27 protein-coding genes and 1 tRNA gene are annotated in these 26,876 nt (G+C 53.3%); 12 read left to right on the forward strand and 16 right to left on the reverse strand.

The features are described 5' to 3' along the window. Positions 1 to 4: 4 nt before the first annotated feature. Positions 5 to 1,453, reverse strand: a complete 1,449-nt coding sequence (locus tag K6958_RS18120) for a flagellin N-terminal helical domain-containing protein (protein ID WP_249892406.1) — start codon at positions 1,451 to 1,453, stop codon at positions 5 to 7. 197 nt (positions 1,454 to 1,650) lie between these two features. Here K6958_RS18120 and blc point away from each other — a divergent pair, with 197 nt between their 5' ends. After that, complete coding sequence (gene blc, locus K6958_RS18125; RefSeq protein ID WP_249892407.1) at positions 1,651 to 2,202, forward strand: outer membrane lipoprotein Blc; 552 nt, start codon at positions 1,651 to 1,653, stop codon at positions 2,200 to 2,202. Between the two features lie 50 nt (positions 2,203 to 2,252). On the opposite strand, the gene K6958_RS18130 is transcribed toward blc, so the two are convergent. From K6958_RS18130 to efp, 3 genes are all read right to left on the reverse strand, one after another. Next, complete coding sequence (locus K6958_RS18130) at positions 2,253 to 2,387, reverse strand: entericidin A/B family lipoprotein (RefSeq protein ID WP_038623848.1); 135 nt, start codon at positions 2,385 to 2,387, stop codon at positions 2,253 to 2,255. Between the two features lie 114 nt (positions 2,388 to 2,501). Next, positions 2,502 to 2,633 carry an entericidin A/B family lipoprotein gene (locus tag K6958_RS18135; RefSeq protein ID WP_249892408.1) on the reverse strand — a complete coding sequence of 44 codons (132 nt, stop codon included), beginning with the start codon at positions 2,631 to 2,633 and terminating at the stop codon, positions 2,502 to 2,504. Positions 2,634 to 2,686: 53 nt separating this feature from the next. Then, complete coding sequence (gene efp, locus K6958_RS18140) at positions 2,687 to 3,253, reverse strand: elongation factor P (protein ID WP_249892409.1); 567 nt, start codon at positions 3,251 to 3,253, stop codon at positions 2,687 to 2,689. Between the two features lie 40 nt (positions 3,254 to 3,293). Here efp and epmB point away from each other — a divergent pair, with 40 nt between their 5' ends. Beyond that, positions 3,294 to 4,322: an EF-P beta-lysylation protein EpmB gene (gene epmB, locus K6958_RS18145; protein ID WP_249892410.1), complete on the forward strand. Its 1,029-nt coding sequence runs from the start codon at positions 3,294 to 3,296 to the stop codon at positions 4,320 to 4,322. A 440-nt stretch (positions 4,323 to 4,762) separates the two neighbouring features. Next, positions 4,763 to 5,191 (forward strand): DUF1090 domain-containing protein, encoded by a 429-nt coding sequence (locus K6958_RS18150; protein ID WP_249892411.1) that lies wholly within the window; start codon positions 4,763 to 4,765, stop codon positions 5,189 to 5,191. A 164-nt stretch (positions 5,192 to 5,355) separates the two neighbouring features. Here K6958_RS18150 and K6958_RS18155 read toward each other — a convergent pair whose 3' ends face one another. The 4 genes from K6958_RS18155 to K6958_RS18170 form a co-directional block, all read right to left on the reverse strand. After that, complete coding sequence (locus K6958_RS18155; RefSeq protein ID WP_249892412.1) at positions 5,356 to 5,703, reverse strand: DUF4156 domain-containing protein; 348 nt, start codon at positions 5,701 to 5,703, stop codon at positions 5,356 to 5,358. A gap of 190 nt (positions 5,704 to 5,893) precedes the next feature. Continuing rightward, positions 5,894 to 7,540 (reverse strand): chaperonin GroEL, encoded by a 1,647-nt coding sequence (gene groL / locus K6958_RS18160; RefSeq protein ID WP_249892413.1) that lies wholly within the window; start codon positions 7,538 to 7,540, stop codon positions 5,894 to 5,896. Positions 7,541 to 7,586: 46 nt separating this feature from the next. Next, positions 7,587 to 7,880, reverse strand: a complete 294-nt coding sequence (locus K6958_RS18165; RefSeq protein ID WP_103059132.1) for a co-chaperone GroES — start codon at positions 7,878 to 7,880, stop codon at positions 7,587 to 7,589. 217 nt (positions 7,881 to 8,097) lie between these two features. Continuing rightward, positions 8,098 to 8,559, reverse strand: a complete 462-nt coding sequence (locus tag K6958_RS18170) for an FxsA family protein (protein WP_249892414.1) — start codon at positions 8,557 to 8,559, stop codon at positions 8,098 to 8,100. 258 nt (positions 8,560 to 8,817) lie between these two features. On the opposite strand from K6958_RS18170, the gene aspA reads away from it, so the two are divergent. The 6 genes from aspA (at position 8,818) to K6958_RS18200 (ending at position 14,645) form a co-directional block, all read left to right on the forward strand. After that, positions 8,818 to 10,254 (forward strand): aspartate ammonia-lyase, encoded by a 1,437-nt coding sequence (aspA, locus tag K6958_RS18175; protein WP_249892415.1) that lies wholly within the window; start codon positions 8,818 to 8,820, stop codon positions 10,252 to 10,254. 114 nt (positions 10,255 to 10,368) lie between these two features. Continuing rightward, positions 10,369 to 11,670 carry an anaerobic C4-dicarboxylate transporter gene (locus tag K6958_RS18180; protein ID WP_249892416.1) on the forward strand — a complete coding sequence of 434 codons (1,302 nt, stop codon included), beginning with the start codon at positions 10,369 to 10,371 and terminating at the stop codon, positions 11,668 to 11,670. A 106-nt stretch (positions 11,671 to 11,776) separates the two neighbouring features. Continuing rightward, positions 11,777 to 12,100: a divalent cation tolerance protein CutA gene (cutA, locus tag K6958_RS18185; RefSeq protein WP_249892417.1), complete on the forward strand. Its 324-nt coding sequence runs from the start codon at positions 11,777 to 11,779 to the stop codon at positions 12,098 to 12,100. Further along, positions 12,076 to 13,806: a protein-disulfide reductase DsbD gene (locus tag K6958_RS18190; RefSeq protein WP_249892418.1), complete on the forward strand. Its 1,731-nt coding sequence runs from the start codon at positions 12,076 to 12,078 to the stop codon at positions 13,804 to 13,806. The genes cutA and K6958_RS18190 overlap by 25 nt, the downstream gene beginning before the upstream one ends. A 75-nt stretch (positions 13,807 to 13,881) precedes the next feature. Further along, the gene (gene dicD, locus K6958_RS18195) at positions 13,882 to 14,460 is read left to right on the forward strand and encodes a division control transcriptional repressor DicD (RefSeq protein ID WP_249892419.1); all 579 of its coding nucleotides are present in this window, start codon (positions 13,882 to 13,884) and stop codon (positions 14,458 to 14,460) included. Between the two features lie 109 nt (positions 14,461 to 14,569). Next, positions 14,570 to 14,645 (forward strand) — tRNA-Phe (locus tag K6958_RS18200). Positions 14,646 to 14,728: 83 nt separating this feature from the next. On the opposite strand, the gene yghX is transcribed toward K6958_RS18200, so the two are convergent. Then, positions 14,729 to 15,616, reverse strand: coding sequence for a YghX family hydrolase (yghX, locus tag K6958_RS18205; protein ID WP_249892420.1), 888 nt, complete (start codon positions 15,614 to 15,616; stop codon positions 14,729 to 14,731). Between the two features lie 197 nt (positions 15,617 to 15,813). Between yghX and K6958_RS18210 the strand changes: the two genes are divergently transcribed. Together K6958_RS18210 and K6958_RS18215 are read left to right on the forward strand one after the other, a co-directional pair. Then, positions 15,814 to 16,704 carry a helix-turn-helix domain-containing protein gene (locus K6958_RS18210; protein ID WP_249892421.1) on the forward strand — a complete coding sequence of 297 codons (891 nt, stop codon included), beginning with the start codon at positions 15,814 to 15,816 and terminating at the stop codon, positions 16,702 to 16,704. A 364-nt stretch (positions 16,705 to 17,068) separates the two neighbouring features. Continuing rightward, positions 17,069 to 19,462, forward strand: a complete 2,394-nt coding sequence (locus K6958_RS18215) for a glucose/quinate/shikimate family membrane-bound PQQ-dependent dehydrogenase (RefSeq protein WP_277614710.1) — start codon at positions 17,069 to 17,071, stop codon at positions 19,460 to 19,462. A 100-nt stretch (positions 19,463 to 19,562) separates the two neighbouring features. On the opposite strand, the gene K6958_RS18220 is transcribed toward K6958_RS18215, so the two are convergent. The 7 genes from K6958_RS18220 to K6958_RS18250 all read right to left on the reverse strand — a co-directional run bounded on the left by K6958_RS18220 (position 19,563) and on the right by K6958_RS18250 (position 25,152). Continuing rightward, entirely contained in the window at positions 19,563 to 20,780 is a 1,218-nt protein-coding gene (locus K6958_RS18220; protein ID WP_249892422.1) for an MFS transporter, read from the reverse strand. A 92-nt stretch (positions 20,781 to 20,872) separates the two neighbouring features. Further along, the gene (locus K6958_RS18225; RefSeq protein WP_249892423.1) at positions 20,873 to 21,784 is read right to left on the reverse strand and encodes a LysR family transcriptional regulator; all 912 of its coding nucleotides are present in this window, start codon (positions 21,782 to 21,784) and stop codon (positions 20,873 to 20,875) included. 107 nt (positions 21,785 to 21,891) lie between these two features. Further along, positions 21,892 to 22,791, reverse strand: coding sequence for a manganese catalase family protein (locus K6958_RS18230; RefSeq protein WP_249892424.1), 900 nt, complete (start codon positions 22,789 to 22,791; stop codon positions 21,892 to 21,894). 71 nt (positions 22,792 to 22,862) lie between these two features. Then, on the reverse strand, positions 22,863 to 23,369 hold the full coding sequence (locus tag K6958_RS18235) for a ferritin-like domain-containing protein (protein ID WP_249892425.1): 507 nt from the start codon (positions 23,367 to 23,369) through the stop codon (positions 22,863 to 22,865). 323 nt (positions 23,370 to 23,692) lie between these two features. Next, positions 23,693 to 23,875, reverse strand: coding sequence for a con-10 family general stress protein (locus tag K6958_RS18240; RefSeq protein ID WP_249892426.1), 183 nt, complete (start codon positions 23,873 to 23,875; stop codon positions 23,693 to 23,695). A gap of 327 nt (positions 23,876 to 24,202) precedes the next feature. Continuing rightward, the gene (locus K6958_RS18245) at positions 24,203 to 24,559 is read right to left on the reverse strand and encodes a helix-turn-helix transcriptional regulator (RefSeq protein WP_249892427.1); all 357 of its coding nucleotides are present in this window, start codon (positions 24,557 to 24,559) and stop codon (positions 24,203 to 24,205) included. Between the two features lie 11 nt (positions 24,560 to 24,570). Beyond that, the gene (locus K6958_RS18250; protein WP_249892428.1) at positions 24,571 to 25,152 is read right to left on the reverse strand and encodes a TetR family transcriptional regulator; all 582 of its coding nucleotides are present in this window, start codon (positions 25,150 to 25,152) and stop codon (positions 24,571 to 24,573) included. 443 nt (positions 25,153 to 25,595) lie between these two features. On the opposite strand from K6958_RS18250, the gene K6958_RS18255 reads away from it, so the two are divergent. After that, positions 25,596 to 26,465, forward strand: a complete 870-nt coding sequence (locus K6958_RS18255) for a nucleoside-specific channel-forming protein Tsx (RefSeq protein ID WP_249892429.1) — start codon at positions 25,596 to 25,598, stop codon at positions 26,463 to 26,465. Positions 26,466 to 26,876: the final 411 nt, after the last annotated feature.

Below are 26,876 nucleotides of genomic sequence, written 5' to 3' on the forward strand. Positions count from 1 at the left end.
ATCATTACTTAAGCAAAGACAACATCATCTGCGGCTGCTGGTTCGCCTGTACCAGCACCGCATTGCTGGCCTGCTGAATGATCTGCGCTTTGGTCAGATTACTGGCTTCCAGCGCATAATCCGCATCCATGATACGGCTACGCGCCGCGGTGGTCGCCTGGGTCTGCGCCGAGAGCGTCGCCTTAGCCGATTCCAGGCTATTTATCGTCGCGCCATATTCTCCCTGATAGCCGCTCACGGTTTGCAGCGCTTTATCCAGCGCGCCCAGCGCTTTTGCTGCCTCCTCTTTTGGATTAAGGCGAGTCGCAGCCAGCCCCAACGATGCGCTATCGGAAGGCGTCGGTTCAATGGTTTTAGTCTGCAACTCGTCGCCAAAATTGGCGCTGGTAACGATTTGCGTCGGGGTGCTGACCTTAACCTGATCCGTCGGTGTATAGGTTGGCGTCGGCATGTTTCCCCAGGTCATTTTCGCGTTAAATGAACCGTTGCCTACCACCATCACCACCAGATCTTCCGTCACGTTATCAATGCGCACGCGCTCATTGGTATTGGTGCTGGAGACGGTGCCGTCGTTAAAGTCGCCGGTGGTGGCGTCTTCATAACGATCGCCGTCGCCGCTGTAGGTCAGGTTCATCCCGTTATAGCTCTGCGAGGCGCTGCCGTTCAGGCTGTAGGCGCTGCCGCCCTGCAACAGCGTGGCATCATCATAGCTGGCGCCCGGTAAAAAGCCGTTCGCTTCGGTAATCACGCTGCTGTTGGCCTGCGCGGCGTTGGTAATGCCTTTACTTATCCAGGTCGGATCGGGATCGCTACCCTGCAGCGGCGTGCCGACCAGATGTTTGCCATCACGGGTAAATATCTGGATGTCATCGTCGTAAGAGAAAGAGTTGATATCCATCACCACGTTCGTCGCGCCCGCTGGAATATAGGCCAGCGAGACTACGCCGGAGGTAAAACCGTAGCTGGTGCCCGGCACCGGAAATTTGCTGGTGGCGGGCGTAACGTTGCCCAGCTTAACCGGCAGGTCCGCCAGTGCCGGAGCCAGTGGATATTTACCGAAGATTTCCGTATTACTGGCGATCTGATCGATGGTTTCACTAATTTGCTGGAATTCATCCTGCAGACTCTGCCGATCGCTATCTGTTAACGCATCGTTTACCGAGCGGATCGCCAGCTCTTTCGCGCGGATCAGTAGCTGAGAAATAGAATCCAGCCCGCCGTCAGCGGTTTCCGACAGGCTAATGCCATCATCCAGTCCGCGCCCAATCACACTGTCAGCGCCAAGGTTAGCCGTCATGCGATTAGCAATAGCCTGGCCGGCAGCATCATCTTTCGCATTGTTGATTCGTAATCCTGATGAAAGTCGCGCAATAGTCTGGCTAAGCTGCGAGGCGTCCTTTGCCTGATTTTTCAGCACATTGGCTGATAACAGATTGGTATTAATGGTCGCCATGATAAGTCATTCTTTATTGACTGTTATTTGAGTAGAAAGGTTATCGGCGAAGAAGCAGTCGGCTTTAGCAGGTTTACATTGGCTTACCACCAGCGCTGGCGCGACTTTTGCCACCTTTGTTGAATTTTTTACAGTTCACAGCAGGTCGCGCGTTGAAGACCTATACTTAAGCCGTTAGAACTTATCAGGAAAGCGTTATGTCATTATGGAAAAGCTTTATTGCCAGCGTTGGCGCCCTGCTCTCTGTCGCCTGCAGCACCACGCCGCCTAAAAATGTCACGGTAGTGGAAAATTTTGCGGCCGATCGTTATCTGGGGCAATGGTATGAAATAGCCCGTCTCAATCACCGCTTTGAACGCGGTCTGGATCATGTTACTGCGACCTACAGTAAGCGCGACGACGGTGGTCTGAAGGTGATTAACCGCGGCTACAGCCCGCAGAAGCAACGCTGGAAAGAGAGCATCGGTAAAGCTTATTTTACCGGCTCGCCGCAGCGTGCGGCACTGAAAGTCTCTTTCTTTGGACCTTTTTACGGCGGCTATAACGTGATTGCGCTTGATAGCGACTACCGCTATGCGCTGGTATGCGGGCCAAACCACAACTATCTGTGGATCCTGTCGCGCACGCCGCAGCTGGATGGGCCGGTTAAACAGCGGCTAACCGAGCAGGCAAGAGCGGCCGGTTTCCCGGTCGATGAGCTGATCTGGGTAAAACAGGATGGCGCCACGCCGCAGCAGGCTGAGAAGTAAAGCGGAAGGGGAAAATATCGGTACGGAACGCAGGTTCCGCACCGTACAGATTATTGCGCGCCGCGCTGAATCGCCTGACCGCCCGCTTCAACGTCCTCGCCTACGCCGCGCGTGGTGTTGCAGGCAGAGAGCAGAGTGGAGAGAATCAAAGCGGAAAAAATTGCGACAATACTTTTCTTTGACATAGCCATTTCCTTTTTGGTTGCAGTTGAAAGTACAGCAACTAAAGCATAGCCCTAAATTAACAGCTTGCCCGACGTAACATCAGGTAATGGCTCTCTTTCAGAAAGGAAGGAAATTCAGTTTGCTGCGCGGGAGATGGCGCCGCCCAGGTGCGAAACATCTTCACCGAAGCCGCGAAAGGTGTTGCAAGCACTGAGCGCCGTCGTCATCAGCAGCGCGACAGCGATGAATTTTACGATGCTCTTCATTATTTCAATGCTCTCAGAAAAAAGCGCACCCAGCGGATGCGCCTGGTTGCTGCTTATTTTACGCGGGATACATATTCGCCAGAGCGGGTGTCGACTTTGATCACTTCGCCGATCTGTACGAATAACGGCACTTTTACTACCGCGCCGGTGGTCAGCGTAGCGGGTTTGCCGCCAGTACCAGCGGTATCGCCTTTCAGGCCCGGATCGGTATCAACAATTTCCAGCTCAACAAAGTTCGGCGGCGTAACGGCAATCGGGCTGCCGTTCCACAGGGTCACGATGCACTCGGCCTGATCCAGCAGCCATTTCGCATTTTCACCTACGGCTTTCGCATCAGCAGCCAGCTGTTCGAAAGTTTCGTTGTTCATGAAATGCCAGAACTCACCGTCGTTATAGAGGTAAGTCAGGGTCATATCTACGACGTCTGCGCCTTCGGCGGAGTCGGTAGATTTAAAGGTTTTTTCGATCAGCTTGCCGGTCAGCAGACGACGCATCTTAACGCGTGCGAACGCCTGGCCTTTGCCCGGTTTAACAAACTCACTGGATTCGATGGCATAAGGCTCGCCTTCGAACATGATTTTGAGACCGTTGCGAAAATCGTTGCTAGAATAAGTCGCCATAAAGGCCCTCTACAATTAATACTGGTACTTAGCCAAAAAAATGGCACACATTGTAACCCTAAATACCCCATCCAGAGAAGATTGGTTGCAACAACTTGCAGACGTCATCACTGAACCCCATGAATTACTACGCTTTTTAGCGTTGGACGATCATCCTCAGCTGGCTTCCGGAGCGGATGCCCGACGGCTTTTTGCCCTGCGCGTGCCGCGCGCGTTCGCGCAACGCATGAAAAAGGGCGATCCGCACGATCCTCTGCTGCTGCAGGTGATCACCGATCGGCAAGAGTTTATTGATGCGCCTGGCTACAGTACCGATCCGCTGGATGAGCAGAGCAGCGTGGTGCCAGGCCTGCTGCATAAATATCGCAACCGGGCGCTGCTGCTGGTTAAAGGCGGCTGTGCGGTTAACTGCCGCTACTGTTTCCGCCGTCATTTCCCCTATCAGGATAACCAGGGCAATAAGCGCAACTGGCAGCGGGCGCTGGACTATATCCGCGATCACCCGGAGTTAGATGAGATCATTTTCTCCGGCGGCGATCCGCTGATGGCGAAGGATCATGAACTGGACTGGCTGATCGGCGAACTGGAAGCGATCCCGCATCTGAAACGCCTGCGTATTCATAGCCGCCTGCCGGTAGTGATCCCCGCGCGCATTACCGAAGGGCTATGCCAGCGGTTGGCCAGTTCACGCCTGCAGGTGCTGATGGTCACCCATATCAATCATGCGCAGGAAATTGATCGGGCGCTGCGCGACGGCATTGCCATGCTGAAGCGTGCCGGCGTCACCCTGCTTAATCAAAGCGTGTTGCTGCGCGGCATTAATGATGACGCGCCCACGCTGGCGGCGCTCAGCAACGCGCTATTTGACGCCGGAATTCTGCCTTATTACCTGCACGTGTTGGATAAGGTTCAGGGCGCGGCGCATTTTTATGTCTCAGACGAGACGGCGCGCGCCATTATGCGGCAGCTGCTGGCGCTGGTCTCTGGCTATCTGGTGCCGAAACTGGCGCGAGAAATCGGCGGCGAGCCGAGCAAAACGCCGCTCGATTTGCAGCTCCGTCAATCCTGACCTGACGTCCGGTAATAACATTTTTACCGGACGCGCTTCCTTTGTCAGATGTTATGTAATTAATCCCATCATCCTTTTTAAAAATAACGCTATCCTGTTCAATTTTATCTTTCTAATTCGTTAAATATACGCCAAAACTATTAACTCCTATAAGAATTATCTTTTCCACAATAGCGCAGCGCGTTGATTAGGTAATTATTAATAAAAATTAAATAGCCTGCGGCGCCGCTTTTAAGCGACAATAGCTCGTAATATCAATCCAATAGATAAATACGGATTGATGTTAATTATTCATTTAAATAGCGTCAGATTTTTCGGTTAATTATGTTATTAGGGATGATAAAACCTTACCGTTTTCCCGCTGCTGTTCTGTTTAATTTTCCGCTTTTATGAATATCCTCTAAAAATCAGGTTATCAACTATTGGTACAAGGAGTTCCGATGAACAAGCTTGCTCTATTTACTGCTATTTTTTTGGCTGGGACGATCCATATTGCCCATGCCGGCAACAGCGATTGCGCGACTAAACGTAGCGTGCTGGAGAAAGAGCTCGACATGGCTCAGCGCTATGGCAACACTCATAAGGTTAACGGTCTGCAACAGGCGCTGGCCGACGTTAAAGCGCACTGTACCCACGACAGGGTTATCGCCAGCGCGCAAAAAGAGGTGGCCAAACTGGAGCAGAAACGCGCTAAAAAACAGGGCGAACTGCGGGAAGTACAGGCGGATTTAGATGAAGCGCAGGCAAGGGGCCGCGAAGATAAGGTAAAAAAATATCAACGTAAGCTAAGGGAAAAACAGACCGACCTGCAGGAAATAGAACATAACCTCGCGCAGGCGCGCGCTGAACTGGCTGCCCTACGTAAATAACCTCAACGCACGCGCTGTGGTTAATTATAGCGGTTTGATGCGCTGGTGAAAGCTAGCTTATTACCAGTGAGAAATGCGAAAGAGGCGCGAGATAACAGCGTTAAGCCGGCGGGGTTACCGCAGGCGCCGGCATAACGCTACAGATTATGGCTGATAAAAAGCGCTTACGGGCACTTATAGACCTGGCCGGTCATTTTGCTGTCGAGCGGCGCGAAGCTGGACCAGATATTTTGCGTTGGGCTGGTCGCGCCGTAAATCACGTTGCCGCCCATCTCTGCCGCCCGGTTGCGTAAATCATTCGCCGCGCCGCGTAGAGAACTGTTTTCACCGCCAGCGCCGCTCAGCCAGTTGCTCTGGCTACCGGTAATTTCACCCAGGAGCTGACAGGTACTGGCCGGTTGCTGATCGGTAAAGGTGACGCGCTGGCCTGCCGCACTTAGATCTTTGGAGGTGCTACAACCCGCCAGCAGCAACGCTGCTGCAGAAAGCCCCAGCAAGACTTTAATCCGCATGTGATTCCTCATTTATTATCGTCAGTATCCGGTCTGAGCGTATCAGAAAAGAGAGCATTGTCTTAAACATCCCTTGCCACAAACGTTCAGTATAAACCTGCGCGTTTACTTATACCTTTTTCAGCGGCAAAAGAAAAACCCCCTGCCATTTCTGACAGGGGGCTTAGCTACCTCAAGCCGTTGGGGACGATTACATCATGCCGCCCATACCGCCCATGCCGCCCATACCGCCAGCAGCACCTAAGTCGCCTTTGTCTTCTTTCGGCAGGTCAGTCACCATACATTCGGTGGTGATCATCAGGCCAGCGACAGAAGCCGCGTACTGCAGCGCAGAGCGGGTTACTTTGGTCGGGTCCAGGATACCGAAGTCGATCATGTTGCCGTACTCTTCGGTCGCTGCGTTGTAACCGTAGTTACCGTCGCCAGCTTTAACCATGTTAGCTACAACGGACGGCTCTTCACCGGCGTTGGAAACGATCTGACGCAGCGGAGCTTCCATTGCGCGCAGCGCAACTTTGATACCTACGTTCTGATCTTCGTTCTGACCAGTCAGTTCAGACAGTTTCGCAGCAACACGTACCAGGGCAACACCACCGCCCGCTACCACGCCTTCTTCCACCGCAGCACGGGTCGCGTGCAGGGCGTCTTCAACGCGCGCTTTTTTCTCTTTCATTTCAACTTCAGTTGCGGCGCCCACTTTCAGTACGGCTACGCCGCCTGCCAGTTTCGCTACGCGCTCCTGCAGTTTTTCTTTATCGTAATCAGAGGTCGCTTCTTCGATCTGCTGACGGATCTGAGATACGCGGCCCTGGATAGCGCCTTCTTCACCCACGCCATCGATGATGGTGGTGGTGTCTTTGTTGATCACTACGCGTTTTGCCTGACCCAGATCTTCCAGGGTAGCTTTTTCCAGCTCCATACCGATCTCTTCAGAGATCACGGTACCGCCGGTCAGGATAGCGATATCCTGCAGCATTGCTTTACGACGGTCGCCGAAGCCCGGCGCTTTCACCGCAGCTACTTTCACGATACCGCGCATGGTGTTAACCACCAGCGTTGCCAGCGCTTCGCCTTCAACATCTTCAGCAACGATCAGCAGCGGCTTGCTTGCTTTCGCAACCGCTTCCAGTACCGGCAGCAGTTCACGGATGTTAGAAACTTTTTTATCAACCAGCAGGATGAACGGGCTGTCCAGCTCTACTGCGCCGGTTTCCGGCTTGTTGATGAAGTAAGGAGAAAGGTAGCCACGGTCAAACTGCATACCTTCAACTACGTCCAGCTCGTCCTGCAGACCGGTGCCTTCTTCAACGGTGATAACGCCTTCTTTACCCACTTTTTCCATTGCCTGAGCAATCAGGGTGCCGACAGACTCATCGGAGTTAGCGGAGATGGTACCTACCTGCGCGATAGCTTTAGAATCAGAGCAAGGTACGGACAGCGCTTTCAGCTCTTCAACGGCGGCGATAACAGCTTTATCGATACCGCGTTTCAGATCCATTGGGTTCATGCCCGCAGCAACGGCTTTCAGACCTTCGTTAACGATAGACTGAGCCAGTACGGTTGCGGTGGTGGTACCGTCGCCTGCGGTGTCATTCGCTTTAGAAGCGACTTCTTTCACCATCTGCGCGCCCATATTTTCGAACTTGTCTTCCAGTTCGATTTCGCGTGCAACGGAGACGCCATCTTTAGTGATGGTCGGCGAACCGAAAGATTTATCCAGCACTACGTTACGGCCTTTCGGGCCCAGAGTCACTTTAACTGCGTCTGCCAGGATGTTCACGCCGCGCAGCATTTTTACGCGCGCGTCATTACCGAATTTTACGTCTTTAGCTGCCATTTGAAATTTCCCTTAAATTCGTATGTTCGATGTGTTTTTTGCCTAATCAGGCTTCAACGATTGCCAGAATGTCGCTTTCAGAGATAATCAGCACGTCTTCGTTGTCGATCTTCTCGGTTTTAGCGCCGTAACCTTCGTTAAAAATCACAACGTCGCCCACTTTCACATCCAGCGGCTTCACGCTGCCGTTTTCCAGGATGCGACCATTGCCCACAGCCAACACTTCGCCGCGGGTAGATTTAGCCGCCGCGGAGCCGGTCAGAACGATGCCGCCAGCAGATTTGGATTCAACTTCTTTACGCTTGACGATAACGCGATCGTGCAATGGACGAATGTTCATTTGATAGCTCTCCTTTGAGAAGTCCAATCAGTCATTTTAGGGATGAATGCCGGGCTTATGGGCTTCCGGCCTCGTGGCTCAAGAGATAGGGACAACTGCGATCGCTTTCAAGGGGGCAAGAGAAAAAAAATTTTTGTTTGGGATCAATTTGCCGACCCGGCTAAGCCGCTGAAGAAAAAAGAATGGCGGCTGATTGCCGCCATTCCACCGTAAAAATTTAGCGATCGTGATGGTCTTTATCGTGGCCAATACGATCGCTCTCTTTGCGCTCGTATTCGCCTTCCATGGTATAGCCGCTGTCAGGGCCTGCGCCCGGCCCGCGCCAGACGCGCAGATGCGGCATCAGCTTCAGCGTTAAATGTTTTTGCACCGGCGGCAGCAGCAGCAGCAGGCCCAGGAAATCAGTAAAGAATCCCGGCAACAGCAGCAGAAAACCGGCGATAATCAGCGAAACGCTTGTAATCATCTCCGCCGCCGGGCTCTCGCCCTGCGCCAGCTTCTGCTGCATCAGCATAAAATTCTTCACGCCCTGATTTTTCACCAGCGACACGCCGATGGCGGAGGTGAAGATCACCAGCAGCATCGTCAGCAAGACGCCCAGCACGTGCGCAACCTGAATAAACAGGCTGATTTCAATCCAGGCGAATAAAAACAGTATTAATAACGGTAACCAGCGCACCGTATTCTCCTTTAGTCGGGGCGCCACGCCTGCGGCGCAGCGGCGATATTCTTCGGTTCAAACGCGCTCAACCCGGGTGGTCGCGTTTACGGCATAGTTAACTATGGCGCAGTTAAGCTACAGAGATGGGTGCGCAAACGTTAATTTTCAACCAGTATGCTGGATTTTTCCCACCTGCGGCGATTTTGGGATTATGATCAGCCCATAAAACAGATCACCTGTAACGATGCAACCGGCAGCTCTAACAAGAAGGTTCCCATGGCAAATAACATTCGTATCGAAGAAGACCTGTTAGGCATGCGTGAAGTTCCGGCGGATGCCTGGTATGGCGTTCATACTCTGCGTGCGATTGAAAATTTCTGTATCAGTAGCCACAAAATCAGTGATATTCCTGAGTTTGTGCGCGGCATGGTAATGGTGAAGAAAGCGGCAGCGCTGGCCAATAAAGAGCTGCAAACCATTCCCCGTAATATCGCCAACATCATTATTCAGGCCTGTGATGAGGTATTGAATAACGGCAAATGCATGGACCAGTTCCCGGTCGATGTTTACCAGGGGGGCGCTGGCACCTCGGTAAATATGAACACTAATGAAGTGCTGGCCAATATCGGGCTTGAACTGATGGGGCATCAGAAAGGGGAATATCAGTATCTGAACCCTAACGACCACCTCAATAAATGCCAGTCCACCAACGATGCCTATCCTACCGGCTTTCGCATCGCGGTTTACGCCTCCATTCTGAAACTGCTGGACGCGATCGCTCAATTGGGCAACGGGTTTGAGCGTAAAGCGGTGGAATTTGAAACGATCCTGAAGATGGGCCGTACGCAGCTACAGGATGCAGTACCGATGACGCTGGGCCAGGAATTTCACGCTTTTAACGTGCTATTGAAAGAAGAGATTAAAAACATTACCCGCACCGCCGAACTGCTGCTGGAGGTTAATCTTGGCGCCACGGCAATCGGTACGCGCCTGAATACTCCAGAGGGCTATCAGCAGCTGGCGGTAGAGAAACTGGCGGAGGTCAGCAACCTGCCGGTCACCCCGGCGGAAGATCTGATTGAAGCGACCTCCGACTGCGGCGCCTATGTTATGGTGCACTCCGCGCTAAAACGTCTGGCGGTCAAGCTCTCGAAAATCTGTAACGACCTGCGCCTGCTCTCTTCCGGCCCGCGCGCCGGCCTGAATGAGATCAACCTGCCGGAGCTGCAGGCGGGCTCTTCTATTATGCCAGCTAAGGTGAACCCGGTAGTGCCGGAAGTAGTGAACCAGGTTTGCTTTAAAGTGATCGGCAACGACACCACCGTGACCATGGCCTCCGAGGCAGGACAGCTACAGCTTAACGTTATGGAACCGGTGATCGGCCAGGCGATGTTTGAATCTATTCAGATCCTGACCAACGCCTGCTATAACCTGCTGGAAAAATGCGTGGACGGCATTACCGCCAATAAAGCGGTTTGCGAAGCCTATGTGTTTAACTCTATCGGCATCGTTACCTATCTGAACCCTTATATCGGTCACCATAACGGTGATATCGTCGGGAAAATTTGTGCGGAAACCGGTAAAAGCGTCAGGGAGGTGGTGCTGGAGCGCGGTCTGCTGACCGAAGCCGAGCTGGACGATATTTTTTCCGTCCCTAACCTGATGCGCCCGGCCTATAAAGCCAAACGCTATACCGATGAAAATGAAAACTAAACCCGATTGGTAATCCTTTGCAGGCACGTCTGTTCTCTGAACAACGTGCCTTTTTTATTGCCGCAGCATACAAATTATTAACTGCTTTTTATCATTCTTGTAAGGAGTCATATTATGGTGGGATTAGAGCTGATTATCGTCCTGCTGGCGATCTATCTGGGCGCCAGGCTGGGCGGTATCGGCATTGGCTTTGCGGGCGGGTTGGGCGTGCTGGCATTGACGCTGCTCTGCCAGATGAAGCCGGGTGCCATTCCTTTCGACGTCATCGAAATTATTATGGCCGTAATTTCCGCCATTGCCGCCATGCAGGTGGCGGGCGGGATGGATTATCTGGTCAGTCTTGCTGAGCGACTGCTGCGTAAGCATCCGCGCTACGTGACTTTCCTCGCGCCGCTGGTGACCTATTGTATGACGTTGCTGGCAGGTACCGGTCATACCGCCTTTTCTACCCTGCCGGTGATCGCCGAAGTGGCCAAAGAGCAAGGCGTGCGTCCGTCGCGACCGCTCTCGATTGCCGTGGTCGCGTCACAGATTGCGATTACCGCCTCGCCGATTTCCGCCGCCGTAGTCTATTTCGCCGGCATCCTGGAACCACGCGGCATCGGTTATCTGGCGCTGCTGGGCGTCGCCATCCCTTCTACCATGGCGGCGATTTTCGTCGCGGCGCTGGTAACCAACTTTCTGGGTAAAGAGCTGCAGGACGACCCGATCTATCAGGCGAAGCTGGCAAAAGGCGAAGTCACGCTGCGCTGCTCTCAGATATTTGAAGAGAAGCCCGGCGCAAAACGTTCGGTGCTGCTGTTTCTGATCGGTATTGTGGCGGTGATGCTTTATGCTACCGCGATCAGCGAAAATGTCGGCCTGATCCAGAATCCGCTGCTGCCGCGCAACGAAGCGATTGTGGTGTTTATGCTGACCATCGCCACGCTGATCTGCCTGAGCTGTAAAGTGGATACCAGCGCTATCCTCAGCGCCAGCACCTTTAAATCGGGCATGAGCGCCTGTATCTGCGTGATGGGCGTCGCCTGGCTGGGCGATACCTTTGTGAAAGGCCATATCAGTGATATTCAACACCTGGCCGGCGAGCTGTTGAACAACTATCCGTGGATGCTGGCGCTGGTGCTGTTTTTTGCCTCTACCTTGCTCTATTCCCAGGCGGCGACCACCAAAGCCCTGATGCCCGCCGCACTGATGCTGGGCGTTTCGCCGGTCACCGCCGTGGCCTCTTTTGCCGCCGTTTCCGCGCTGTTTGTGTTGCCGACCTATCCAACCCTGCTGGCGGCGGTTGAGATGGATGACACCGGCTCGACGCGCATCGGCAAATTCGTGTTCAACCATTCATTCCTGATCCCCGGCACGCTGGCGATTGTACTGTCAGTAGCGTTTGGTTTCCTGTTCGGGCATCTGTTTTTATAGATCCTGTTGGTAGCCCGGCATCGGCCGGGCTACCTCTGCTTACCGCCTGTCAAAATATCCGCATCGTCCCATGCTATGATTGCTGTTTTATCCTCAGGAGCGAGCCATGACTTTATCTACTGCCGTCATTGTTCTTTGTACCGCGCCCGATAGCGCCACGGCTGGACAGCTGGCCGATAAAGCACTTGCGGCCCGGCTGGCTGGCTGCGTGACTGTCTTGCCAGGCGCGACCTCATATTATGTCTGGCAAGGTCAGCGTGAAAGCGCCAGCGAAGTGCAGATGCTGCTTAAAAGCGATGTGACCCACCAACAGGCATTGATCGATCTGCTGAAAGCGGAACATCCCTACGATACGCCCGAACTGCTGGTGCTGCCGGTACAACATGGAGAGAGTGATTACCTGTCATGGCTCAGCGCATCGCTTCGTTAATCGTTTTATTCGTTAGCGCCTTTCTTTGCCTGTCCGCCCAGGCCGGGCTGTTTGATAACCAAACATCAAGCGGGTTTGTGCCGGTTAATCAGGCTTTCTCTTTTGATTTCAGTCAGCAGGGCGATCGGTTAACGCTGCGCTGGCAGATTAAACCAGGCTATTACCTCTATCGTCAGCAAATCAGCCTGACGGCGAAGCAGGCGAAACTGGCGCCGCTGCAATTGCCGACAGGCCAGCCGCATGAAGATGAGTTTTACGGCAAAAGCGAAATCTATCCGCAAGATCTGACCCTGCCGGTAACCATTGCTGAAGCGGGCGATAACGCCAGCGTTACGCTGCGCTATCAGGGCTGCGCCGCGGCAGGGTTTTGCTATCCACCAGAAACGCGTGAGATCCCGCTGGCGGCGGTCACGGCGGCATCCACGCCGCCGGGCGCTTCTGTCGACGCCGCTATAAAACCCACGGCGGAGAACAGCGCGGCATCCGCCAGCCCGCTGCCCTTCGCGCCGCTGTGGGCGTTGCTGATTGGGATCGGCGTCGCTTTTACGCCTTGCGTATTGCCGATGTATCCGCTGATTTCCGGCATCATCCTCGGTGGCAACCGTCAGCTATCGAGCGGTCGCCTGCTGGCGCTGTCGATGGTTTACGTGCAGGGCATGGCGCTGACCTATACGCTGCTGGGCGTGGTGGTCGCCGCCACAGGCTTACGTTTTCAGGCGGCACTGCAGCATCCATATGTGCTGATCGTGCTTTCGGCAGTGTTTGCGCTGCTGGCGCTGTCGATGTTCGGCTTGTTTAGCCTACAGCTGCCTGCCAGCCTGCAAACGCGCCTGACGCTGTGGAGCAACCGCCAACGCGGCGGATCTCTGCCCGGCGTATTTTTAATGGGCGCGCTGGCCGGCTTAATCTGCTCGCCCTGCACCACTGCCCCGCTCAGCGCGATTCTGCTTTATATCGCGCAAAGCGGTAATTTGCTGGCGGGTGCGGGCACGCTATGGCTGTACGCCCTGGGGATGGGCCTGCCGCTGATTGCCGTTACGCTGTTTGGTAATCGCCTGCTGCCGAAAAGCGGCCCGTGGATGCAGACGGTCAAAGAAGGATTCGGTTTTGTGATCCTCGCGCTGCCGGTGTTTTTGCTGGAGCGTATCATTGGCGATAGCTGGGGGCTGCGTCTCTGGAGCCTGCTGGCCGTTAGCTTTTTCGCCTGGGCATTTATTGTCAGCCTGCAGGCGCGACGCGGCTGGCTGCGCGTGGCGCAGGTTTTGCTGCTGCTGGCGGCGCTGGTCAGCGCCCAGCCTTTACAACAATGGGCTTTCGGCACGCAGGTGCCTGCCACGGCGCATGCCGGCCTGAACTTCACCCGCATCAGCAGCGTCGCGCAGCTGGATACGCAACTACAGCAGGCGCAGGGCAAAATAACCATGTTAGATCTGTACGCCGACTGGTGCGTCGCCTGCAAAGAATTCAGCAAATATACCTTCAGCGATGCCGGCGTGCAGCGGGCGCTAACGTCGATACAGCTGCTGCAGGCGGACGTCACTGATAACAGCCGGCAGGATAGCGCGCTGTTGCAGCATCTACAGGTGTTGGGGCTGCCCACTATTCTGTTTTTTGACGCGCAGGGCAAAGAGATCCCCGGGTCGCGCGTAACGGGCTATCTGGATGCCGCGGCTTTTCAGGCGCATTTGCAGAAACTGGCGCGGTAAACGACACTGGAGTCTGGTTCAATAAACGTGACTGCCGATTTAGCGGCAGAGAAACGCTTACAGGAGAGGTCTTACGTGCAACGTGAACAGGTACTCGACCACGCACTAAATGTACTGGAACATAATGGTCTGGCGGGCACCGTCTCGCTGGAAGAGCTGGCTGGTCAGGTCGCTGTCCCTTATGAGCAACTGCAACGTTTTTGGCCTAATCGCGATGCGTTGCTGTATGACGCCCTGCGCTATCATGGTCAACAGATCGATAACTGGCGGCGGCAGTTGCTGCTGGATGAGAGCCTCAGCGCCGAGGAAAAACTGCTGGCCCGCTATAAGGTGCTGGAAGAGTCGGTCGGCAACGGCCGCTTTCCGGGCTGTTTATTTATTGCCGCCTGTAGTTTTTACCCGCAGCCGGATCATCCGGTGCATCAGCTGGCTGAACAGCAAAAACGCGCCTCCTGGCAATATACCCATGAACTGTTGACGCTGCTGGGCACCGATAATCCGACGCTGGTGGCCGATCAAATGGAGCTGGTGCTGGAAGGCTGTTTGAGCAAACTGCTGGTGAAACGGAACCAACAGGATGTGGCTATCGCCCGTCGTCTGGCGGAAGATGTGCTGCATATCGCGCTTTGTCGTCGTAATGGCGCATTAACTTAACAAGTTTTCACCATAGTGAGTAAAAAGCAGGCGATCGGCCGCATTTCCGTAACTTTTTCACAGAAAGCCGTTGACGCTTATCAGCCTTTACGGTTTAATGCGCCCCGTTGCCCGGATAGCTCAGTCGGTAGAGCAGGGGATTGAAAATCCCCGTGTCCTTGGTTCGATTCCGAGTCCGGGCACCACTATTTAAAGAACCCGCCCTTGTGGCGGGTTTTTGCTTTCCAGCTTCCCTCTCTGTCGCCGTCTGACAATAACGCCCACTCTTCTACGCCAGATAACGGCGAAACCAGGCGATGGTGCGCTCCCAGGCCAGCTCAGCCGCTTTGCGGTCGTAACGTGGCGTAGAATCGTTATGAAAGCCGTGATTTACGCCAGGGTAGATCCAGGCTTCATATTTCTTGCCAGCTGCTTTTAACGCCGCCTCATACGCCGGCCAGCCTTCGTTAATGCGGGTATCCAGCTCTGCATAGTGCAGCAGCAGCGGCGCCTGAATACGATTCACCTCTTCCGCAGGCGGTTGACGACCATAAAAAGGCACCGCGGCCGCCAGTTCGGGCCAGGCCACCGCAGCGGCATTCGCCACGCCGCCGCCATAGCAGAATCCAGTGATGCCGACCTTACCGTTGCTTTGCGGATGCTGCATCAAAAACTCAACGGCAGCAAAGAAATCGTTCATCAGCTTAGTCTGATCGACCTGCTGCTGTAGCTCCCGTCCTTTATCATCATTGCCCGGATAGCCGCCCAGCGAGCTTAATCCATCCGGCGCCAGCGCTATAAAACCCGCTTTCGCCACGCGTCGCGCCACATCTTCGATATAAGGATTCAACCCCCGGTTTTCATGCACCACCACCACTGCCGCAGTTTTCTCCTGAATGGCAGCCGGGCGCACAAAATAGCCTCTGACGGATTGATGCCCATTGGGCGAAGGATAGGTAAGATATTCTGCATGAATATCGGGATCGGTAAATTCTACCTGCTCCGCCAGCGCGTAGTTTGGGCTAAGCATCGAAAGCAGGCTGACAGCCGTCAGGCCGCCGATGGCATATTTTGCCGCCTGCGCAAGAAACTCACGCTTGCTAAGCATGCCATGTGCATAGTGATCGTAAAGCTCCAGCAACTCCTGCGGAAAATCTTCTGCGGTCAGACGTGCCATCACTATCTCCTTGCGTCGGGTTTTGCTCACAATGTAAACAGCGGCCCATAAAAAAAGAAGCGTTATTTATATTAAGGGCGTTTCGCAGACTTTGCTTACAGTGAGCTACATTTTGTTACGCTGAAAATTGCTAAATTAATACCCCTGAAAACTGTATCTAACAAAACTATAACTATCGTTACTTTCTGGGTAAGCAAATGGGCGAGACGCAAAAAACGCAATACATCGCAGATCTTATTGCGTGGATCGAAGATAACCTGACGGAAGAGCTTAATATCGATACCATCGCGCAAAAGTCAGGCTATTCAAAATGGCATATGCAGCGGCTGTTTAAAGAGATGACCGGCCAAACCGTCGCCGCCTACGCGCGTAAAAGACGCCTGACCAAATCAGCCATGGCGCTGCGCTTAACGCGCCTCTCCCTGATCGATATCGCTGTGCGTTACGGCTTCGATACTCAGCAAAATTTTACTCGCGCCTTTCGTCATCACTTTGCCCTGACGCCGCACGCTTATCGTTACGCTGATGAGCTAAATACCGCCGCCTTTCACAGCCGTTTTAATCCGCTCAGAAAGGAAGAACGCCAGCCAGAATTGGTGACGCTGCCTGAGCGCGTAATATATGGCGAAAGCCAGCAGTATCAATGTTTATATGGCGACTTTATCGAGGATAAACAGCAAATCCTGATGCATTATCTGCGTGATTTTATCCGGGAGAATAAGGGAAGCCGGGCGCGAGGTTATATCACGTTACAGTTTACGCCCTGCGCACAGCGCAAAGAATATCATACGGTTAGCCTGATGCGCGGGCTGGAACAGCGAGAGGGCGAATATTCTTTACAGGCGCAGCGAGATATTTTGCCGGGCGGTTTATGGCTGAAACTCGCCTTTCAGGCACACCCGCGTAATTTCAGTGGTTTTATTATTGAAGCCTATTATCGTCACCTGGCGCAACCCGGCCTGACGCGCCGCCCTGGCCAGGATTTTCTCACCCTCGATCTGGCCCGCTGCACCACCGAGCAGTTGGAAGGATATTTCTTTATCCCGGTTAACTACCAACTGCCTAATACGGCTCCGCTGGCTTCTTAAGAAAGGCCTGAGCAATTAACTCTGCCGCCAGGCTTTATTTATCTCTGATTAATCATCGGATATAGCACGCAAAGCATAATATTCAAGCGGAATACGTTCACTTTTTCTACGCAGGGATTGTCAATACAGGACTATTTTTGCCCAAAAATCAGCAACAGCTGCTATATAAAATGCAGTGGATGATAATTCCTGCCAAAAAAGTCCAAACTTGTAACGCTTATTCATATAAAATTTAACGCATCAGGAACATTTGGCTCACAGAAGAGCGCTATCAGGAACACTGAACACCCGTACTTTATCTGCTGGTATACAACCAGACTGGTTGTTTACTTCGGTTTATGGCAACACTCAAGAGGACTAAATTATGGGGAAAGACTCCTCATCTTCACGTGTGATACGGCTTCTCACCGTATTATTCGCTCTGCTTTGCGGCGCGTATTTACTGATTGGCGGCCTTTGGCTCTCAACAATAGGCGGCAGCTGGTACTACGTTATCAGTGGTATCGCGATGCTGGTCACCGCGTTTCTGTTATATCGTCGTCACAGCGCCGCGCTGGTGGTGTACGCCCTGCTGCTGCTGGGTACAGTTGCCTGGTCAGTATGGGAAGCCGGCTTCGACTTCTGGGCGCTGGCACCGCGTACCGACGTATGGGTAATTTTTGGTATCTGGCTGCTGCTGCCGTTCGTCTATCGTGGAATTACGCCAACGCATAGCGGCAAAGCGGGCGCTTCCCTGATGGGTTTGAGCCTGGTTGTCAGCGTTCTGGTGCTGGCGTGGGCGGTATTTAACGATCCGCAGGAAATCAACGGCACGCTGCCAACCGCAGAACAAACTGCGCCAGCTGCGGCGGACACCACTATCCCACCGGGCGACTGGCCGGCCTATGGTCGCGATCAGGCAGGTACCCGTTATTCTCCGCTGAATCAAATCAACGAGAATAATGTAAAAGATCTGCAGGTAGCCTGGACCTTCCGTACCGGCGATCTGAAAACGCCGAACGATCCGGGTGAAATCACTAATGAAGTGACGCCAATTAAAGTTCGTGACACGCTTTACCTGTGTACTGCGCACCAGATCCTGTTTGCGTTGGATGCAACAACCGGTAAAGAGAAGTGGAAGTTTGATCCAGGCTTGAAGCCGAACCCGACTTTCCAGCACATTACCTGCCGTGGCGTTTCTTATCATGAAATCCCTGCCGCTGCCGATGCTGGTACTGCCGCCCCGGCGCTGTGCGCACGTCGTATTATCCTGCCGGTGAACGATGGCCGCCTGTTTGCGCTGGATGCTGAAACCGGTAAGCGCTGCCCGGACTTTGCTAATAACGGCGAGCTGGATCTGCAGCACAAACAACCGGTAACCACCCCGGGTGCCTATGAGCCAACTTCCCCGCCGGTTATCACCGATAAAGTGATCGTTGTAGCGGGCGCGGTAACCGATAACTACTCCACACATGAAGCGTCAGGCGTTATCCGCGGCTTTGATGTCAATACCGGCGCGCTGCTGTGGGTATTCGATCCGGGCGCGAAAGATCCAAATGCCATCCCGGCAGACGGTGAAAGCTTCGTACCAAACTCACCTAACTCCTGGGCGCCGGCAGTTTATGATGCCAAACTGGATATGGTTTACCTGCCGATGGGCGTCTCCACGCCGGATATCTGGGGTGGTCACCGTACGCCGGAGCAGGAGCGTTTCGCCAACACCGTACTGGCGCTGAACGCGACTACCGGTAAGCTGGTATGGTCTTATCAGACTGTCCACCACGACCTGTGGGATATGGATCTGCCGTCCCAGCCGACGCTGGCTGACATTACCGATAAAGATGGCAACACCGTCCCGGTCATCTATGCCCCGGCGAAAACGGGTAACATTTTTGTTCTCGATCGCCGCAACGGCAAACTGGTCGTGCCGGCACCGGAAACTCCGGTTCCGCAAGGTCCGGCAAAAGGCGATCGCCTGTCGCCGACCCAGCCTTACTCTGAGCTGACGTTCCGTCCGAAAGAGCACCTGACGGGTAAAGATATGTGGGGCGCCACCATGTTCGATCAGCTGGTGTGCCGCGTTATCTTCCATCGTCTGCGCTATGAAGGTCCGTTCACGCCGCCGTCTGAGCAGGGCACCCTGGTATTCCCGGGCAACCTCGGCATGTTTGAATGGGGCGGTATCGCCGTTGATACTCACCGTCAGATCGCGATTGCTAACCCGATGGCGCTGCCGTTCGTCTCTAAGCTGATTCCGCGTGGTCCGGGTAACCCGATGGAGCCGCCGAAAGACGCTGCGGGCGGTTCCGGTACTGAAACCGGTATTCAGCCGCAGTATGGCGTACCGTTCGGTGTGGAACTGAACCCGTTCCTTTCTCCGATTGGCCTGCCGTGCAAACAGCCAGCCTGGGGCTATATCTCCGCGCTGGATCTGAAAACCAACGAAGTGGTATGGAAAAAACGTATTGGTACCGTTCGCGATAGCGCGCCGGTTCCTCTGCCGTTCAAAATGGGTATGCCGATGTTGGGCGGCCCGGTAACGACGGCAGGTCACGTATTCTTTATCGCAGCGACGGCGGATAACTACCTGCGCGCTTTCAGCACCAATACTGGTGAGAAGCTGTGGGAAGGCCGTCTGCCAGCGGGTGGTCAGGCAACGCCGATGACCTATGAAGCAAACGGTAAGCAGTATGTGGTAATTGCTGCCGGTGGTCACGGTTCTTTCGGCACCAAACTGGGCGATTACATCATTGCCTATGCGTTGCCGGATCAGAAATAATCTGACCCGCAACGCTGACAAAACCCCGGCCTGGCGCCGGGGTTTTTTTATGTCTGACAGAAAACTTCGGGCATCACCGTAAGATAACGCCGCGACGGGCTCAGGCTTTTCTTCCTGCCCTGCGCAGACGATAAAGGTTATACAGCGCGCCTGCCGCCATCATCGCAGCGGTAGCAAGAAATACCACTCGCATACCCAGCCAGCCGCCGACGATGCCGCCAAACAGCGGCCCGCAGACCTGCCCGACATACTGCGCGGAGGTGGACCAACCCAACGCCCTACCCACCTGCTCATGAGCGACATGATGCCGTATCAAGCTGCCGATACAGGGCAACAGGCCGCCCAACGCTATCCCCATCAAAAAACGCAGCGCCACCAGCTGCCAGGCGCTGTTTATAAACGCCTGCGGGATCAGTAATAACGCGGCGGCGGAGAGACCGCCAATTAATACCGTCCAGTGGCCTATTCGATCGGCCAGCCGCCCTAACCAGGCCGCTGAGATAATGCTGCCCAACGCCGCCGCCGACATCACTATGCCCGCCACCAGCGTGATACGCTGCGCCTGATGAACAAACTGCGCGACATAAAGCGTGACGATTGGCTCTACGGACATATTGGCGAAGATCAGCAGCATACCGGTCAGCAGCATCAGCGGCAGGATCCCTCTACGCAGGTTTAGCCCGCCAGAAGAGGGCGATCGTGACGCCATAGCCGGTCGCGGCGCCTCTTTCAGCAACAGGCTGGTAGCGATAAACGCTAAAAATATCACCGCGCCTGCCAGCCAAAAGGTGGCGCGGATGCCAATCAGCGGTGGTAAAAACCCACCGATTAACGGTCCAGCGACATTGCCCGCCATAATGCCTGAGGAAAGCATGCCTAACGCCCAGCCGGTATGGGCTTTCGGCGTTTGTGAAGCGATAAGAATCGTCGAACCAGAGGCATAACCGCCCAGCAGCCCCGCCAGCAGACGCAGCGCCACCAGTTGCCAGGGTGCATGCGCCATGCCGATCAAGGCCATCGCTACCGCCATGCCTAAGCTGGCGCGGATCAGCATCAGTTTGCGCCCGTAACGATCGGCCAGCCGGCCCCACAGCGGCGCAGTCAGCGCGGCGGTAAAAAAGGTTGCGCCGTAGGCTAAACCCGACCAGCGGGCAATCGCCGCTGGATCGCTGACGCCCAGTTCCGCTACATACAGGGGTAGAAAAGGCAGCAGCAGCGTCATCGCCACCAGCGTAGTAAAAGAACCCGCCATGCATACCCATAAATTGCGTCGCCAGTATTGCGCCGGATCTGTCTCACTGCGTTGAGAACCGCTCATTTTTTTCTCCTTATCGTCAGGCAGCTATGCTAGCAAGCCGCTGGCCTTATCCCGACGATGGCGCAGAAAGTTCTCCAGTTCTCCGCTATTGTTTACGGTAAGAAACAATGCTCAGGCGTTAGCGCCGCCTGAAGTTGCTGACAAAACATGGCTACCAGCGCACGCGGGCGTTCAGGCTGACGTACCACCAGATAGCTAAAGTATTCATCCATCCGCCAGTCAGGCAGCAGGCGCACCAGCCGCTGTTGCTGTTGAGCGGCGCGGGTAATGTAGCAAGGAAGATAAGCGATGCCGGCGCCAGCGATGGCCGCGCTCAGCAGCGCCTCGCTGTTATTGATACGGAAGCGGCTGTGAACATCAATATTGAATTTTTGTTTGCCCTGGCGAAACGGCAAAGAGAGGGTATGCGCCGGGCCGCGAAACAGTAGATAGTCATGGCGCGGCAGCTGCTGTGGATGGGCAATCGGCTTTTGCGCCGCCGGGTAAACCGGGGCGGCGAAAAGTCCCCATTCAATGGGCGCAAGCGGATGAAAAGCGGTTACTGGCGGTGGCGTCTGGCCGACCACAATCGCTAAATCGTAGCGGTCCTGTTGTAAATCAACCGGTCGATCGGTCAGATCAAGATCGACCTGTACATGGATATGCCGGGCAACGAAGGCGTTGAGCGTCGGTACGATACACTGACGGCCAAAATTAACCGGCGCAATGATACTGAGATTACCGGCGGGCTGCTGATGATAGTCTCGGATAAATGCATCGGCGCCCTGCACCTCCTGCAAGGCGCGGGCGCAAAACTGATACCAGGCGCGTCCTACTTCGGTCACCACAATACGTCGGGTGGTCCGCTCCAGCAGCTTAACGCCTAGCCGGATCTCCAGCTGCGTAATCTCTTTACTGATAAAGGATTTTGACAGGCCGAGGCTGTTAGCCGCTTCAGTAAAACTTAAGGTTTCAACGACGCGGGCAAACACCATCATTGCGGTAATATTTTCAAGCGGTTGCATAAGGATCCCCGGCAGCAAGTGACGGATAGCCTGACAAAAAGAGCGGGGAAATACCAGCGGGAGGAGCAGAGAAAAAGCGAGCCGCCCGCAGGCGGCTCAGCAAAGGCTTATTTTTTCGGTGCGAGGTTTTGCGCGTCGTCAGCTAACTGCTGCGAGCCCAGCTCAGCCCCGGTAGTTGGATCGATATCGGGGTTAGAACGGGTACGCAACGCCATGCTTTCAAGAACGGCTTTTTCCTGCTCCGATAGCATCACCGATGCCAGACCGTCGCCGCCGTCAACCGCCGGTTGAGGATTCGCAACGTAATCGAAGTTTTCATCCGAGTTCCAGCTACCGCGTACTTCACCGCCTTCAGACATATTGAAGTAGGTGTTGGCGTACTTCTCAATCGGCGGCAGTTTACCCGGCGGGAAGTTATTACGAATCGAATAGAGCGCTTTCTCGAACGAGATTTGGTGCGCGACTTCGCGCGTCATCAGGAAGCCCAGCGCATCTTTCACGCCTGGATCGTCCGTCATATTGATCAGTCGCTCGTAAATGATTTTGGCACGGGCTTCGGCAGCGATGTTAGAACGCAGATCGGCAGTAACTTCGCCGATGGTATCAATATAGGCTGCGGTCCAGGGTACGCCGGCAGAGTTGGTCAGCGGCGGCCCGCCACCGTACAGCAGCGCGGTGATATGGCTATCGTTACCGTTGCCGGTCAATGAACGATAAAGCTCAGCTTCCTGTTCGGTTCCTTCAGCCAGCGCGCCTTTCGCGCCTTTATTTAGCATCCCTACCAGAGAACCGATAATTTCAAGATGGCTCAGCTCTTCCGTTGCGATATCCAACAGCATATCTTTACGTCCGGCATCGTCATCGCCAAGACCCTGGGTGAAGTAACGGCAGGCGGCGGCAAGTTCCCCCTGCGGTCCGCCAAACTGCTCAAGCAGCAGATTTGCCAGCCCAGGGTTCGGTTCGGCCACACGTACCGTGTACTGTAACTGTTTTACATGTCTAAACATTGCTCACTCCTCTATAGAGGTTGCCAGTACTGGCAACCCCGATGCAGTGAAATGCCATTGCTGGCTTTATATTATTTTTTTGCTTCGGTATCTGGCTGTGCAGAACGCACCATAAACTGCTCGGTAACATCAGGCAGATGGTTCAGAGCCCAGTCAGCCATTGCTTTTTCCTGCTCGCGGATTTGTTCAAATACGCGTGCGCCTTCGCTGTCGCCAGCCAGTTCAGCGGCGGCAATCAGTGAGGTGTAGCAGGCAATTTCAAACTGTTCGAAGACGTAGCCGCTGATCGCGCCTTTTACCACTTCATCGGAGGCGAACATACCGCCCATTGCCTGGCCCATCGCCGCGACTTTCCCCATCATGTCTTTCATGGTGGAGTTAGACGTATCCTGGCGATCGATAACCTGTTGCAGCATCTGCTGTTGCTGGCGGGTTTCTTCGATATGTTGCTGCAGACGCGCTTTGAGATCGGGATAATGCTCCAGACGAGAAGACATTTTTTCCAGCATTTCTTCTGCTTGTTTTTCCATTGCATGCGCGTCACGCAACCAGCTGAGATAGTTTTCCTGATAAGTCATACTTTCACCTCGTGATAAGTGAGTCAGAAAATAAGCCCAACGTAATCAACAAACGCAACGTCAGAATTATCTCTATAAGATTGTTCACTGATAAAAAGTCCAGAGAACTTTAAAATCGATACATAAAAAGCGTAGGCAGCGAAACAGCAATTAACAACCCTAACGCAAAAAAATTTGCGTTATGTTTTTGTTAATGCGATATAAAGCAGAGACTGGAGATATTCAGATTAGTGCCAAAGACAAGAGCCAGAAAATAATAAACCCCCGACGCACTTTGCCAAGCGCATCGGAGGCGATAAATGACGGATTAACCCGCTAACCTGTTAGCTGCCGGAAGGACGACCGCCGCCGTGGCTGTTTTGGCCGCCTTTTTTGCCTGCTTCAGAGGCTTTTTCACGGTCATTCTTGAAATTACCGCCGCTATGCTGACCGCCTTTTTTACCGGCTTCAGAAGCCTTCTCACGGTCTTCGGCGAAATTACCCGGATTGCCACGATGCTGAGTCATAGTATATCTCCTCGTTATTCCGTAAATAATATCCTTGTCCAGTACTTCAGTAATGGAAAAGAATATTCGCGACTACGGGTATAAATCTAGTTGACCAGCGAAAAAACGCAAACGGCAAGCGCAGCGGCAATAAGTTAATGAAATTAAAAAGAAGAACAAGAAAAATCGTCAAACTTGAAAAACTTAATTACAATCCGATGCAAATATTAAATATGCGCGCTTTTGATAACAAACGAAGCGGTAATATGCACCAGGCAGGGATATTTTATGGCAAGGAAATAAGGATGAATTTTATTTTTTATCAGGCCAGCCATTACTAGCCATCAATTATTCACGGCACTTCTGGCGGAATTCGCCGGGCGTCATGCCGTAATGACGCACAAACGTCTTATGAAAAGTATCATGGGAGGAAAAACCATGCTGTACCGCGACATATTCAATCGTGACATTGTCTTCCACCAGCATACGCGCTGAGGCGACCAGGCGCTTTTCGCGGCAGTAAGCCGCCAGCGTTTTCCCGGTAACCGCGTGAAAATAACGCTGAAGATACCATTTCGAATAGCCGGTTTTTTCTGCGCAGTCATCGACGGTGATACGACGATGCGGATTGCTTTCAATCCAGCGCATCAGTTCACGGATCACACCGTAGGTAAACATCTTTTCGCTTGCCGCGCTTACGCTCATGATGTTCTTCCTTATGTTGCAGAGGTATCGGGCTGTAATTCCAGCCGGATAAGATGAAGTAAATTAGAGCGCAGCACGCTTTCATCACTGTCGATCACGCGGTGCATAGCCAGCAAATCCTGTCCCAGCACCAGCGCAATCAAACGCCAGGTGGTGGCCGGTGCGGTATCATGGCAACGCAGTTGATTTTTCTTGATGACGTCGTTGAGCATGCCGTGCCAGAGATTAAGCGCGTACTTAAAAATTTCATGCAGCGCACGATCCTGATGGGCCAGTACCGAAACCTCACGCCAAATTTCAATATCGCGCGTTTTTTTATTGCAGCCGCCCAGCAACGCCAGCACGGCTTCTGTGCCGCTTAATGCTTCGCTGGCCGCTTTATGCTCCGCCGATTTCTCATGAACGATAGCGAGAAAAGCCTGGCATTTTAATTCACTTAAAGAGGCGAAATGGCGGTTGATGTGCCCAACCGCCGCCCCGCTCTCCTGAGCAACCTTACGTGCGGTAACCGCAGCGTATCCTTCGCTTTGCATCACTTTGATTGCGGCATTCAATAATAGCTCTGCCCGCACATCCGCTTTTAAGTAGCCCATTCCTTTGTCCTGTAATTGTTGAACGGCTGCCAGTTTGCATGGTTTTGAACGCACGTTCAATATTTTTTCTGAACATCCGTTCAAAATAGTCTGACACATTCACTTGATCCTTTTATTACCATCGCTTACGAGGATAATCGTTTGCCTTCATGACGGAAGCGATTGCCTGCCAGCAAAAACGCGCTATATGACGGTTTTTTTAAACATACAACGTTTGATCGTGATCTGCATCACAAAACGATTGAATCAAAATGAAACAAACTTTGACAAACGTGAGCAATATCTATTTTCTATCCGCAGGATACAGGCAACCTATGCGGGCTGCCGCGACGTACCCGTACGTCTTCCCCGGAATGGCATATAACAACATACCGTCCAGCAGTGGACACTGATTCTCGGCCTTCTCTGACTCAGCAGAGAGGCCTTTAAGCATGTGGTAACCAATGAAAAATAAAATGTTGATGGCAGGCGCGCTGTTGGCAGCGTCATACAGCGTCACTTCTCAGGCGCAAAGCAACGATGCGACCTATGTATCCGACTGGTGGCATCAGAGCGTTAATGTGGTAGGCAGCAACCATACCCGCTTCGGACCGCATCTGAACAATGACGTTTATCTGGAATATGAAGCCTTTGCCCATAAAGACTGGTTTGATTTTTACGGCTACCTGGATATTCCTAATTTCTTCGGCGCGGCAAACAGCTATCAGCAGGGTATCTGGGATAATGGTTCTCCGCTGTTTTTGGAAATTGAACCACGCTTCTCCATCGATAAACTGACCGGCACCGATCTGAGCTTCGGCCCATTCAAAGAGTGGTATTTTGCCAACAACTACGTTTACGACATGGGCCGCGACAGCAACAACCGTCAAAATACCTGGTATATGGGTCTCGGCACCGATATCGATACCCATACCAAACTGGGACTATCGCTTAACGTCTACGCCAAATATCAGTGGGAAAACTATGGCGCAGCGAATGAAAACAGCTGGGATGGCTATCGCTTTAAGGTGAAATACTTCCTGCCGATTACCACCCTGTGGGGCGGCAACCTGAGCTATATCGGTTTCACCAACTTTGACTGGGGTTCCGATCTGGCGGATAAAACGCCAGGCGCATCTCGTGCCAGCAACTCTATCGCTTCCAGCCATATTCTGGCGCTGGGCTACGACCACTGGCACTACTCGGTGGTGGCGCGATACTTCCATAACGGCGGACAGTGGGCGGATGGCGCTAACCTGAACTTTGGCGACGGTCCGTTTGAAGTGAAATCGACCGGCTGGGGTTACTACCTGGTGGTAGGTTACAACTTCTAATCATGCCGGGGCAGAAGCCGCTGACTTCTGCCCCGCGTTCATTGTATTAGCGCATGCTTATCTTCTCCTGCTTATCATCGCCCATTTCCCTCTGCTGTCGCCATAGCCATCGCTTAATACGCCACGTTGCCGCGAACGGACGTGATTAACTCAGCGCAATACAAACGCATCAATTAGCAAATTTAAAAACGTTTCCATCAAGTAACACCGCTAATTAAAAGTGCATTTTGTTCAGCGCTTTAAATATGAAGCAAGTCACATTGTCGACCATAATAAAATTATTGCCCTTTCGCTTTCCAAATAAGCTGTGTTAGCGTAGCGGCAATATGGATTGTCACTGTTTTCAACAGGCAAAACCTACCTTTATTTCGCGCAGCGTTTAATACGTCTTTTAGCGCGGCATACAAGGTG

It is taken from the genome of Mixta hanseatica (assembly GCF_023517775.1).
Lineage (GTDB): Bacteria > Pseudomonadota > Gammaproteobacteria > Enterobacterales > Enterobacteriaceae > Mixta > Mixta hanseatica.